The following is a 13,081-nucleotide window of genomic DNA, read 5'->3' as shown; positions in this document are numbered from 1 at the left end:
TCTTCCTTGTTATCAGTGAGCGATCGCGGCTTGCGGCGCGTCGGATTGGGTTTTGTACAGCTCGTCGCCGAAGCCCCTGGGCCAGTTCATCGAACTTGACCCGGGCGCTGCCGGCGAAGGGCTGGCGGATCTTCATCACTTCGGCGACGTCGATGTTTTCGTAGGCCGTGAGGATCTGTTTGGCGACGCCGTACATTTGCTGATTCTTTGCTGAACATTGCTGCACTTGTGTGTCACGTTCCGCCAGTTGTGCTTGCAGCTTCGAGCGTTCCGCTTCCTTGCCGCGAGCGAGGACCAACAATTCGTCATAGGCTTTTTTGAACTTGCCGGTTTGCTCGGCACTGGCCGCCACTTGCGCCTGAGCCTGGCTGTGCAGGCTCTGTTGCTGCCCGGCGAGTTGCTCGGCGAGGCCTTTGGCCTTGGCCAGTTCGGCGGTCAATTGCTTGATTTGCGCCTGGGCTGCCTTGACTTCGTTCTGCGCCGCCAGTTGCGCGGCGCTGGCCTGGGCCTGTTGGCTTTGCAAGGCCTGCAATTGCTGGGTGGTGCTGCGCAATTGCGTGCGCAAGCGTTCTTCCATGCCTTCGGCGCTCGCCCCGGTGGCAAGCAGCAAACCCAGGCCCAGCGCGAGAAAACGCGTGTTCATAAAGCTCTCCCGGCGCCTTAGAAGCGCGTGTTGATCTCAAGCTGCAAGACGTCGATGTCGAACGGTGCGCCGTACACCGCTTCGGTGCTCATCCAGCGACCCGTGGCGGAAACGTTCTTCGCCAGGCCGTAGTTGCCGCCCATGAAATAGCCCTTGGCGTTGGTGCCGCCGAGGTGGAACGAGGAGTCGTTGAAGCCGTCGGGCAAGGCGTCCGGCTGGATGTACTTGTAGCCGGCGAACAGGTTCCAGTCGCCCTTGCGTTTGAGGTCCAGCGCGTTGCCGAGGGTGAACTGCACCATCCACGCATTGGCGCCGCTTTCGATCTCGCCGTTGCTGTCGAGGTTGTTGACGATCTGCCCGGCGGAGCGCTTGCGCATGTCGCCTTCGTCGTAGCTGAGGTTGTGGATGTAGTGGCCCTGGCTGCGCAGTTTGAAGTCCTGCGGCAGGTCGGCGTCCCACACGACGTTGAGATCGAGCAGGTTGAACTCGGACGCGAGGCCGACGAATTGCGGCTGCGGCGTAGTGCTCGGGTTGAGCGGGTTTGGCGTGATGTCACGCAGCAGGAACACGCTGTTGCCCTTCTGCATGAACGCCGCGCGGGTGCCGTCGCTGTCGCAGCCCGGCGCGCCGGCCCACGGTTCGCAAGGGCTGGAGCGCTGGCCCTGAATATCGTCGAAGCGGTAATAGGCCAGCGCACCTTTGAGGCGGTTGTTGCTATTGATCGCCCATTTCGCGCCGAGCTGCGCGCCGTACAGCCACTTGTTGTCGCTCTCTTCCTTGTCGAAACCGTTGCTGCTGGAGGTGTCGTTGGTGTAGTCCACCGGGAATGCGCCGACGGTGCCGAACACCCCCCAATCGCGGTTGAGCTTGTGGTCGAAAATCGCCGCCACACCGTCGAAATTCAGGTCATTGGAATAGAGCATGTCGGTGGACATGAACGGATTGGCGAAGCGCCCGCCGGCCAGGGTCAATTCGTCCATTGGCTTCCAGGTCAGATAGCCCTGATCGAGCCAGATGTCTTTCTTGGCGAAGCCGCCGCCGAGGTTCTGCGTGGTCGATACCGGGTTGTTGTCCGAACCGGTGCCGATGCGAATGCCGGCGGTCCATTCCTCCGAAATCACCGCTTTCATGCCCAGGCGAGCGCGCAGGCGAAAGAGGTTTTCCCGGTCTTCACGGGTGTTGAGCAACGGCGGCAGGCTGGTGCTGCTGTTGGGGTTCACGTCGTACGGGCCATTGTTGTTGAGCTTGGCGAAGTCGACGATTTCGTTGCTGTTATTGCCCGAGTAGTAACGCGATTCGTCTCGCAGGCGAATGTCGCCGTCGAAGCTGATCCGCGAGGCCCAGTCCGGAAAGGTATTCGGTGCTGCCCAGTTTTCCTGTTTGGCGGTGGCCATGACCTCGGCTTTGACCTGATCGCGGATCTGGTCACGCACCGCTGCCGGCACGTACTGCACGCGCACATCCCCCGGCGCGGCGACCGGCCCGGCCGCTACGGCAGTGGACGCGGCAGCCTGCTTGGCCTGCGCCGCTTCGTTCTGGGCCTGGGCGATCAGCGCGTCGGCCTTGTCCTGCTTGAGAATGCCCTGCTCGACCAGCAAGCGGATCAGATTGATCGTGGCGTTCTCCGAGGGCGCAGGCGCTGCCACGGCCTGCCCGACCAGGGTCGCAATGACCATGCCGACCGCCGAGGGACAATCGATTCAGGTTGGAAATCATCTGCACACAACTCCTTTTGCCGAAGCTTGAATAAGTGAATTAACCCGGACGCCGCCCTTGCAGGGACAGGCGCACGGGCAAAGTGATGGAGGCCGGAGGCCGTTCGCTGAGGGCTGGCGCACCGCGTAAAGCGGCCAGCACCTGGGTATCGATTTGCGGGTTGCCACTGGACTTGATCAGCTCGACACGGGTGATCTCGCCGACGCTGCTCAGCCACACATCGGCCTGCAGCGAAAATGCGAGGTTGCGCAGCTCGGGGTTCTCGCGCAGCAAACGCTGGAAAGTGAACGCGAGAAACTGGCTGTACGTGCCCGTACCCAAACGCCCGCCGCCAGCACCGGCCATGCCGCCGCCCTTGCCCGCGCCGATGTTGAAAGCGTCGCTGCCGGCCTGCGCGTCGCCGTCCATTTGCATCGGGTTTGCCAGGTCGTCCGCCGGCGATGGCGGTGCTTCTTCTTCAGGCTTGACCTCCTCCGGCTCCGGCGTTGGCTCGGGCTCGACGACTTTTTCTTCCACCGGCGTTTCCGGCTCTGGCGGTTTCTCCGGCGGCGGTGGTGGCGGTGGCGGCAACGGAATGATCGTCGGCACCTTCGGCGCTTCGCGACGCACGCCGGCCATGTCGTTGGCCCACTGCCAGAGGAACCACGCGGCGAGTGCGCCGACCAGCAATCCGGCGCCCCACTTCACATAGCGCAACGACGACTTTTTCACGGGCGGCGGCTCGATCGGGAGTTGTGCGGTCATGACTCAGCCCTGACTCGGTTTGCCGGTGACGAGACCGACCTGCGACAGTTCGAGCCGGCGCAGCAGATCCAGCACTTCGATGACTTTCTGGTACTGCACCGTCGCATCGCCACGCACGATCACCGGGAAATCCGGGCTCTGCGCTTTCTCGATGCGCAGGCGTTCTTCCAGCTCCGCCAACGTCACGGGATAGGCATCGAGAAACACCTGGCCGCCGTCGTTGACCGAGATCGCCTTGGTCTTGGCCTCCGACAGCGACACCGAAGCGCTGGCCTTGGGCAGGTTGATTTGGATCCCGGAAACCTGCGCGGTGGCGGTGAGGATGAACATCACCAGCACCACCATCAGCACGTCGACCAGCGGAGTGATGTTGATGCTGTCGACGGCGGCATCGTCATCATCGTCGTGGGAGGCATTTACGGACGCCATGGCAGTGCTCCTCAGGCCGGTACAGAGTGGTTGGCGTGATGGCCGCGCTGGTGCGACGACTCACTGAACTGGCTCTCGCCGTGCATCTCCGCCAGACGGGTGATGAACTCGTCGACGAACACGCGCATGTCGGCGCTGACTTCCTTGTTGCGGGTGATCAGGCGGTTGTAGCCAAACAGCGCCGGAATCGCGACGAACAGGCCCATAGCGGTCGCGAGCAACGCGGCAGCCATGCCCGGCGCAATGGCGTTGATGTTGACGTCGCCGGCCATCGCCGTGCCGAGGAACACCACCATGATCCCCAACACCGTGCCGAGCAGGCCGATGTACGGGCCACCGGCGATGGCGTTGGACAGGGTCGAGAGTTTCGAACTCAACTGCTGGTTTTCGCGGGTGCGCACGCCATCCATCGAGCAGCGAATGGCTTCGATGGTCGCGGCAGAGACCGACGAGGTATCGGCGCCCTGCTCGCGGCGGGTGCGGATCTCTTTGACCGCCACCAGATAGAGGCGCCACAGCGACGAATGCTGCAGACGCTGAGCCAGTTGCGCGTCGTCGGCGAACATCTCCAGACGCGTGCCGACCTTGGCGAATTGCACGCGAAAGTCTTCGTTGGCCGCAGTGACGCGGCTGAGGCTGCGGTTCTTGCGTAGCATGATGATCCACGACTGGAACATCATCAGCACCAGCACGGCGATGATCACCCAAGCGTCGATCGGCACCGCGTTGAGGAGGAAGCCGAGGCTGCCGAAACCGAAGCCGGATTGTTCTTCATCGACGCCGTAAGCGACCAGTTTCGACTCGGCGCCTTGCGAGGTGGCATCGGCCAGCAACAGCGCAGCAGGTCGGGCAATTTTCGACAGGCGCAGTTCGTCGATGGCGCCAGAGAATGGCTGCAACGCGCCTTCCTGCAGATCAGCGCCGATGGCCATGACCGAGTTGAACGCCGGCATCGCCTGGGCCAACGCAGCGCTCTCGCGACCGTTAACGTACAGCGTGACTTTCGAGCCCTCGGCGGTTAGTGCGAGGTGTTGCCATTGCCCCGGCGCCAGCGCTTGGGTGGCAGCGGCGCGCTGGCCGTCGATTTCCACGAACGGCAGGCCTTGGCTAACGCCGATCAGCAGGCTCTGCGAGCCTTCGCGTCGAGCGAGAATCAGTTGCTCGCCACTCGCCTGATCCAGACGCAGCCAGGCGCTGAAAGTGAACGCGCTGCCGGCGTTGTGTTGCAGTGAAGGACTGGCCGGCAGCAGCAACGGTTGACCGCTGAACTGCAACGCACGGCCGACGACGCCATCGATCGCTGTGCCGGTCGCGCTTTGCGCGGTGTTGCCGTACGCCGTGGTGTCTTTCGCCGGGGTGCCGGTGGCGCCGTCGAAGTGATACAGCGCGGTGTAATTCGGATCGAAAGTCAGTTGGCCGTTGCCGGTAGCCGGGGCTTTCTGGTTGCCGTAATACATCCAGATGTCCTGACGTTGGCCACCCTCGACATTCGGCACATCGACCCAGATCAGCGCCATGCCCATCAGCGCGTCGAAACTTTCGATCTGGTGGTTGAGCACGGTCTTGTCGTCGGCAGCGACGAAGCGCAGATCGGAGCCGTCCTCTTTCACGCCGTCGAAGGTGAAGTTGCCGGTGTGCAGGCGCACCAGCAGCGCGGTGCGGCCAAGGGCCTGATTGATCGCCGCGCCCTGCGGTGTGGTGTCGACGGCGATCTGTTTGCGGTAATGCCAGTCGTCCTGCCACCAGGCCTGAGCCGTGGCCGGGAGCACGAAGCCCAGGCAGATCAACAACGAAAGGAAGAGGCGTTGCATGGACGTGCTCCGTTAGAAAGTGGCTTGAAGGTTGAAGTGCAGGCGCGATTCCTGCTTTGAGGTGTTCGGCCCTTCGAGTAGCGGGTAGCCCCAGTCGAGGCTGCCGGACAGCCATTTACTGAGGCTGGCGCGGGTGCCGAGGCCGACGCTGGCCAGGGCGTAATTGGCGTCCTGATCCGGCAGTTCGTCGCGCAGGTACAACTGCGCGCCTTCGGCGAAGGCATAGAAGCGCCAGTCCTGCATCCACGTGCCGGCGAATTTCGCCAGCGACGGTGTGCGCAATTCCTGGCTGAGCAGGTAACCGTCATCGGCGGTACGTTCAGCCGCGAGATAGCCGCGCACCGAGGTGGCGCCACCGGCGGAGAATTGTTCGTTGGAAACCAGCGGCCCCGAGGCGAGTTGGAATGCGGCTTTGCTTGCGCTCTGCCAGTCGCTGTCGAAGGTCCAGGTGTAGTTGGTGTCGCCCTTGAGCACGGCGAAACCCGGTTTGGCGCGATAGCGTTTGTAGTCGAAGTCTTCGTCGTCGCTGCCGTAGCCGAACACGCTGCGGGTGGCGGCAACCAGACTCAGACCGAGACCGAGCTGGCTCTTTTCGCTGTAGCGATAGCCGTTGTAGGCGAAGGTGAACGGCGCGTATTTGAGCGGCACCTTGTCGCTTTCGCCGGACAGGCTCAGGCGCTCGTCGAAGTCCTTGAAGTCGATGCCGGCCGACAGCGAGTTCGACCAATTGCCGCTCGAGGGCAGCGTGTAAATTGCCGCGACGCCGTAGCTGTGACCCTTGCCGAGCACGTTGCTGCCGCCGATGGTGGCGACGTTGCTGTCGGACTGGTAACCGGAGAATTGCAAGCTCCAGCGCTCGCTCAGCGGCGCGGTGTAGGACCCGGACCAGACCTTGGCGTTGTCGGTTTCCTGCGGCGCGGTGAAGAACGTCAGGTTGACGCTGTGACCGAGTTGCCAGAGGTTGTTGTAACCGAGGCTGGTGACGCTGCGCAGCTTTTCGGTGTCGGCGCTGTAGTCGTTATTGAGGCCGACGCTGGCCGTCCACGGGTTCTGGTCTTCGACCTGCAAGTCGACATCCATGGTTCCGGGGCGCTGCCCTTCGCGCACCAGCGGCATGACCTGGCGACCGGGGGTCTTGTTGAGCTGCGCGAGTTCGCCCGGACCTTGGCAAAGTCCGGCACCTCGCCTTCTTTCAGCGCCGGGACGTTGTCGCGAATGTCCAGCGGCGAATAGTGTCTGGCGCCGACCACGCGCACCCGGCCGACCTTGGTTTCGCTGACTTGCAGATAGACGATGCCATCGGCCACGGCCTGCTCGGGCAGCTCGACAAACACCGATTGATAGCCGCGTTCCTGGTAGGCCTTCTGCAACGCATCACGGGCGCCTTCGATGTCGCTCAAGGCTTTCTGCGGGCCGAGAAACGGGTACACCGCTTCTTCGATCGCGCGGGCATCGAGCACGGTATTGCCGCGCACGAAGTATTCGTTGACGTCGACCAGTCGCTGCGCGGCGGGCGCTTCTGTGCCCTCCTCGGCCAGCGCTGGCTGCGCGCCCGCCGTCACCAGCAGCCAGCCCCACAGCGCCAGCCGTGACGTGAAAATCCGTTCCACATTACCCCCTGAAATTCGCGATGACCTGTGGGCGTTAGCGCCCGGTGTGCTGCGTCAATTGCTGATCGTTGTGGCGCAGGCGTGCTTGCCCAGCCAGGTGTGCAACAGCGCAAAGTTCAGCGAGAACTCGGGCATTTGCAGCAAGGCACCGCAGAACACTTCGCCGATGATTTTCTGAATCAGCAGCACCGCGCGCGGCTCGTTGAGCAGCGTGGCGATGTCACGGCTGAGGGCGGTGAAACTCCAGACCTTCTGGTTCAGGCCAAGACCGACGAACCAGCGGAACAGCAGGTTGTAATTGAGCTGTTCATAGAGCTGCTGTTCGCTGGGCACCGAATACAGCAATTGCAGGAGCAGGATGTGCATCACCGTCTGCGCGGGAATGAGCATGCCGGGCGCGGCGTTGAGGTCGCGCAGCAGGTCCTGGTGGGCGTCGAGCAGATCGTCGATCTGCGGGCGCAGCAACACCAGCGAATGGCCCGGCGGAATGTAGCTGGACACTTCTTTCAAAGCGCCCTGCCAGTCATCCTGCGAGACGATCCAGACCCACGGCGCGCCGTAGCGATACACCGAAACCGGCTTCTTGCGCGCGGCTTCGACGATCTTCGACAGGCGTTGATCGAGCTCCTGCATGCCCACTTTCGAATAGCGTTCCATAGTCCCCATTGCCTCACTCCCGGCGTCCCGCCTCGGCTTGCAAAGTGCGCCCCGAAAGGCCCCTCAAGCGCGTTACACAGGCATGACCGGACTGGCAAAGGGCTACCGAACTTTTGTCATAAAAGCTTCATTACCGAAGATGGATTGACGGATGTAGATGATCGACCGTGGGAGCGAGCCTGCTCGCGAAAGCGCTGTGTCAGGCGATGAGGATGTTGGATGTGCCGCCGCCTTCGCGAGCAGGCTCGCTCCCACAAGGTGGACTGTGGTTGCACCGTTGCGTGACATTCGCGTGACATTCACGGGGTTAAATCCCGGCCCGTTCAGGCGTATAACCTTCACAAGACTTTCAATCGGCACGCCGACTTCAACACAGGGTAGTGACATGACCACAGCAAACATCCTTGGCAACCTGTTCCCTTCGGTCAGCGACATCCCGGAAAAATATCGCCTCGACGCTCAGGTCGAGCAGCGTGAATACCTGGTCGATGGCCAATTGCGCCGCTGGGACGGCCCGCTCGCGCAGGTGCGCAGCCCGGTTTATCTGAAAAGCGCAAACGGTGCAGAACAGGTGATCCTCGGCAGCACGCCGCTGCTGGATGCCGACACCGCCCTCACCGCCCTCGACGCTGCCGTTCGCGCTTACGATCGCGGCCAAGGCCTGTGGCCAACCATGCGCGTGGCCGAACGCATCCAGCACGTCGAAGCATTCCTCGGCCGCATGCGCGAGCAGCGCGAAGCCGTGGTCAAGCTGCTGATGTGGGAGATCGGCAAGAACCTCAAGGACTCGGAAAAAGAGTTCGATCGCACCTGCGATTACATCGTTGACACCATCAACGCATTGAAAGAACTCGACCGCCGCTCCAGCCGCTTCGAGCTGGAGCAGGACACCCTCGGGCAGATCCGCCGCGTGCCGCTCGGCGTCGCCTTGTGCATGGGACCTTACAACTACCCGCTGAACGAAACCTTCACCACGCTGATTCCGGCACTGATCATGGGTAACACCGTGGTGTTCAAACCGGCCAAGCTCGGCGTGCTGCTGATTCGCCCGTTGCTCGAAGCCTTCCGCGACAGCTTCCCGAGCGGCGTGATCAACGTCATCTACGGCAGCGGCCGCGAGACTGTCAGTGCTTTGATGGCCAGCGGCAAGATCGACATCTTCGCCTTCATCGGCACCAACAAGGCTGCCAGCGACCTGAAGAAGCTGCACCCGAAACCACACCGTTTGCGCGCCGCTCTCGGTCTGGATGCAAAGAACCCGGGAATCGTTTTGCCCGAAGTCGATCTCGACAACGCCGTCAGCGAAGCGGTCACCGGCTCGCTGTCGTTCAATGGTCAGCGCTGCACCGCACTGAAAATCCTCTTCGTCCATGAAGACGTGGTCGACAGCTTCATCGAGAAATTCAACGCCAGACTGGCCACGCTGAAACCAGGTATGCCGTGGGACAGCGGCGTGGCGCTGACGCCACTGCCGGAGTCGGGCAAAGTCGACTATCTGCACGGTCTGGTCGCGGATGCGCAAAGCAAAGGCGCACAGGTGGTCAACCCGAATGGTGGCGAGTCCCACGCCTCGTTCTTCTACCCGGCAGTGCTGTATCCGGTGAACCCGCAGATGCGCGTGTATCAGGAAGAACAGTTCGGCCCGGTCGTGCCCATCGTGCCGTACCGCCACCTCGATACGGTGATCGACTACGTGCTGGAATCGGATTTCGGTCAGCAGTTGAGCATCTTCGGCACCAACCCGGTGGCGGTCGGCCGGCTGGTCGACACTTTCGCCAACCAGGTCGGGCGGATCAACCTCAACGCCCAGTGCCAGCGCGGCCCGGACACTTACCCGTTCAACGGTCGCAAAAACTCCGCCGAAGGCACGCTGTCGGTTCACGATGCATTGCGAGTGTTTTCGATCCGCACCCTGGTGGCGACCAAATTCCAGGAGAGCAACAAGGACCTGATCAGCGAGATCATTCGCGGGCGTGATTCGAGCTTCCTGACCACCGATTACATCTTTTGACGGGTGATCGGCAGGATTGAATGATCCTGCCGATCCGTCAGCTACCCGGCAATTCAGTGACTACACTGAGCCCAGCATTGCTGGATGCCCGGGAGGCTGACCATGCTCGATTACTTCGCATTGGGTCTGTTGGTTTTTGTCGGTCTCGTGCTGTTTTACGGGATTATCGTGCTGCATGACATCCCGTACGAGATCGCTGTCCACCGCAACCACCCGCACCAGGACGCTATCCATGCCACTGGCTGGGTCAGTCTGTTCACCTTGCATGCGCTGTGGCCGTTTCTGTGGATCTGGGCGATGGCCTATCGCGAGGATCGCGGTTGGGGTTTCGGCGATGGCAAACCCATTCAGAATCACGTCAATCAACTGGAACAGCAGGTCGTCGAGCTGCAAGCCAGAATCGAGCGGCTGGAAGCGCAGTCGCCGGTTGCGCCTCAATCTGACAGCCGGGGGATCTGAGCATGGATCTGTTGCTCATCCTCACGTATGCCGCGCTCTGCGTCGCGATTTTCAAGATCTTCCGCATTCCGCTGAACAAATGGACGGTGCCCACCGCTGTCCTGGGTGGCGTGCTGATCATCGGCGCGCTGATTTTCACCATGAACTACAACCATCCCTATTCTGAGGTGGCGCGCTCCTACTTCGTCTCGGTGCCGGTTATTCCGATCATCAGTGGCCAGGTGATCGACGTACCGGTAAAGGGCAACGAACCCCTGGAAAAAGGCGACGTGCTGTTTCGCATCGATCCCACGCCTTTCCAGAACCGCCTGAAATCGCTCAAGGCGCAACTGGTTGCAGCCAAGGGCGACCGCTACCGCATCACCGAACTGATTCGCCGCAACTTCGGCACCCAGCGTGAACTGGACGCGGCCATCGCCCGCACCGACGATCTGCAGGCGCAACTGGACAATGCGCAGTTCGAGCTGGACAACACCGTGGTTCGAGCACCGAGCAAAGGCTTCGTCACCCACGTTTCGCTGCGACCGGGGATGATGGCGAGCAAGCTGCCGCTGCGCCCGTCGATGGTGTTTATCCCGCAGGAAGGTCAGTACTTCGCCGCTTGGATGCGTCAGAACAGCCTGCTGCGTCTGACCGTGGGCGACGAGGCCGAAGTCGCCTTCGACGGCATTCCCGGCAAGGTCTTCGCCGGTCGGGTGAAAAGTGTGATCGGGGTGATCGCCGAGGGCCAGGTGCAACCTTCCGGTACCCTGATCAGCTACACCGGTTCGCCACCGGCCGGACGGGTGCCAGTGATCATCGAGATAACCGATCCGGCGTTCGCCGAATACAGCGCGCTCATGCCGGGCGGCGCGTATGGACAAGCGGCGCTTTACAGCAAGCACTTTCAACACATCGGCGCGATGCGCAAAATACTGCTGCGCATGTCCGCCTGGATGAATTACATTTTCCCCTTCCACTGATTTGACTGACTCACGAGGTTCGCACTGACTACTTACAGCACCCACCGCCTGCCACCGCTGTTGCGCCGTATCCTGCGTCCGTTACTGGACCCGTATCGGCGCTACCGTCACGCCCGACTGATCCATTCCGTGCGGGTGGCCTTGGGATTGTTGGCGACGATTCTGCTGACCACTGGCATCAATCTGCCCCACGGCGAATGGGCATCGGTGACCATGCTGGTGGTGATCGGCGGTTTGCAGCACCACGGCAACATCGGCAAAAAAGCCGCCGAGCGCGCCATCGGTACCTTGATCGGTGCAGGAGTCGGGTTGGCACTGGTGGCGCAACATGCGTGGCTGGGCATGCCGTGGCTGACCTACTTTTCCATGGCCGTGGTCTGTGGTTTTTTCTCCTATCACGCGATTGGCAAGGGCGGCTACACCGCCCTGCTCTCGGCCATCACCGTGTTCATCGTCGCCGGGCATGGCGACAACCCGATCACCGATGGACTGTGGCGCGGCGTCGACATCCTGATCGGCATCGCCCTCGCCCTGGCGTTTTCCTTCGCCCTGCCGCTGTACGCGGTCTACTCGTGGCGCTACAACCTCGCCGATGCCTTGCGCGATTGCGCCACGGTGTACGGGCGCATCATCAACGGTGAAGCGGTCAGCGCCGACGAACACGTGCGGCTGATGAGCAAGCTCGGCGCGGTGATGGTGCAATTACGTTCGCTGATGCCGTCGGTGTCCAAGGAAGTGAAAATCTCCATGACCGAGCTGGACGCGATTCAGCGCAACCTGCGCATGTGCATCAGCACGCTGGAGATCCTCGGCAATATCCGCCCCAACGCAAGTGACCCGCAGGCCACGGCACATCTGCAAACGGCGCTGAAGGCCGAACACCGGCAGATTCGCGTGCAACTGATCGGGATGGCTCGCGCCTTGAAGACCGGTGCCTCGCAACGGCTGGAGCGGCCGATGGAACTCCCGCAAGCGAACCTCGACGCGCCAGTTGCCAATACACTCGACGGCTACCGTATGCTGACCCGACAACTCGCTGCCAATATCAGCGAGATGCGCCAACGCTTGGCAGCCACCGCACCGCGCTGGAACATCTGATCCTTACTGCGCCGCCAGCCGCCGGGCTTTCCAGCCCCAACCTTGTTGCATGCCGGCGGCGGCCAGCAGGATCGCTGCGACGCCTATCCACTGCAGCAATTCGAGGCGATGGCCGAAGGCGAACCAGTCAACGAAAATCGCCGCGATCGGATATATAAAGGACAGCGCGCCGGTCAATGCCGTCGGCAATTTTTGAATCGCGCCGTACAGCAAAACGTACATCAGACCGGTGTGCACGATCCCGAGAGTCAGCAGACTGGCCCAGGCATCGACGCCCTGCGGCAACGCATCGAAATGCGCAAAAGGCGCAAGCAACAACACCCCGGTGCAGACTTGTATCAGCGCAATCAGGTGCGGCGGCGTGCCGGTCAGACGCTTAATGATCAGTGCGGCAATCGCATACAGAAACGCCGCGCCCAACGCCAGGGCAATCCCCAGCAGATAGTCATTGCCGCTCTCGCCTTGCGTGCCGTGGGCACTGACAATCGCCAGCATGCCCATGAACGAAATCGCCAGCCAGAACAGCTTCTGCAAGGTGATTTTTTCGCCGAGGAACAACGCCGCCAGGCCGACCAGCATGAACGGCTGCACGTTATAGACCGCCGTACCAATGGCTATCGAGGCGCGGGAATAGGACGCGAACAGCAGCACCCAATTACCGACAATCGCCATTCCACTGAGCACCGCCAGCAGAAACGTTGTGCGGGTCAGCATCCCCGGACGCAGGAATCCGAACGCGGCGCAGACCAACAGCAAGGTGCCGGCGCCGAACACGCAGCGCCAGAACACCACGTCCAGCACCGGTTGCCCGGACACCAGCACAAACCAGCCGATCGTCCCGGATATCAGCATGGCGGCGGTCATTTCCAGCGAACCGCGGCGGATTGCGTTGTCCATCATCTTCTCCTGAGGCTGTGAGCGAAGCATGGCAAAAGTATGCC

Annotated in this window: 9 protein-coding genes and 3 pseudogenes; 4 read left to right on the top strand and 8 right to left on the bottom strand. The window is 61.9% G+C overall.

The features are described from left to right. Positions 1–12 precede the first annotated feature (12 nt). The 7 genes and pseudogenes from AB4O12_RS07740 to AB4O12_RS07710 form a co-directional block, all read right to left on the bottom strand. A pseudogene (locus AB4O12_RS07740) lies at positions 13–643 on the bottom strand (DNA repair protein). A gap of 17 nt (positions 644–660) precedes the next feature. Beyond that, a pseudogene (locus AB4O12_RS07735) lies at positions 661–2,359 on the bottom strand (putative porin). A gap of 39 nt (positions 2,360–2,398) precedes the next feature. After that, positions 2,399–3,103, bottom strand: a complete 705-nt coding sequence (locus tag AB4O12_RS07730; protein WP_460061183.1) for an energy transducer TonB family protein — start codon at positions 3,101–3,103, stop codon at positions 2,399–2,401. A gap of 3 nt (positions 3,104–3,106) precedes the next feature. Continuing rightward, entirely contained in the window at positions 3,107–3,532 is a 426-nt protein-coding gene (locus tag AB4O12_RS07725; RefSeq protein WP_003201710.1) for an ExbD/TolR family protein, read from the bottom strand. Between the two features lie 11 nt (positions 3,533–3,543). Next, a complete protein-coding gene (locus AB4O12_RS07720; protein ID WP_460061180.1) occupies positions 3,544–5,343 on the bottom strand; it encodes a DUF2341 domain-containing protein in 1,800 nt (599 codons plus the stop codon). 12 nt (positions 5,344–5,355) lie between these two features. Continuing rightward, positions 5,356–6,953 (bottom strand): annotated as a pseudogene (locus AB4O12_RS07715) (ShlB/FhaC/HecB family hemolysin secretion/activation protein). A 54-nt stretch (positions 6,954–7,007) separates the two neighbouring features. Further along, on the bottom strand, positions 7,008–7,619 hold the full coding sequence (locus AB4O12_RS07710) for a transposase (protein ID WP_095179898.1): 612 nt from the start codon (positions 7,617–7,619) through the stop codon (positions 7,008–7,010). A 376-nt stretch (positions 7,620–7,995) separates the two neighbouring features. On the opposite strand from AB4O12_RS07710, the gene AB4O12_RS07705 reads away from it, so the two are divergent. The 4 genes from AB4O12_RS07705 (at position 7,996) to AB4O12_RS07690 (ending at position 12,140) form a co-directional block, all read left to right on the top strand. Next, a complete protein-coding gene (locus AB4O12_RS07705) occupies positions 7,996–9,621 on the top strand; it encodes an NADP-dependent glyceraldehyde-3-phosphate dehydrogenase (protein WP_457263268.1) in 1,626 nt (541 codons plus the stop codon). A gap of 102 nt (positions 9,622–9,723) precedes the next feature. Next, complete coding sequence (locus AB4O12_RS07700; protein WP_016774599.1) at positions 9,724–10,080, top strand: DUF3302 domain-containing protein; 357 nt, start codon at positions 9,724–9,726, stop codon at positions 10,078–10,080. Positions 10,081–10,082: 2 nt separating this feature from the next. After that, positions 10,083–11,042: an HlyD family secretion protein gene (locus tag AB4O12_RS07695; protein WP_095179894.1), complete on the top strand. Its 960-nt coding sequence runs from the start codon at positions 10,083–10,085 to the stop codon at positions 11,040–11,042. 57 nt (positions 11,043–11,099) lie between these two features. Beyond that, complete coding sequence (locus tag AB4O12_RS07690) at positions 11,100–12,140, top strand: FUSC family protein (protein ID WP_095179892.1); 1,041 nt, start codon at positions 11,100–11,102, stop codon at positions 12,138–12,140. A 3-nt stretch (positions 12,141–12,143) separates the two neighbouring features. Here AB4O12_RS07690 and AB4O12_RS07685 read toward each other — a convergent pair whose 3' ends face one another. Further along, positions 12,144–13,037: a DMT family transporter gene (locus tag AB4O12_RS07685; RefSeq protein WP_460061176.1), complete on the bottom strand. Its 894-nt coding sequence runs from the start codon at positions 13,035–13,037 to the stop codon at positions 12,144–12,146. Positions 13,038–13,081 lie beyond the last annotated feature (44 nt).

This window comes from Pseudomonas sp. S2_A05 (genome assembly GCF_054668485.1).
Note: the sequence above shows the minus strand (reverse complement) of the source record. Positions and strands in the feature narration are given on the sequence as shown.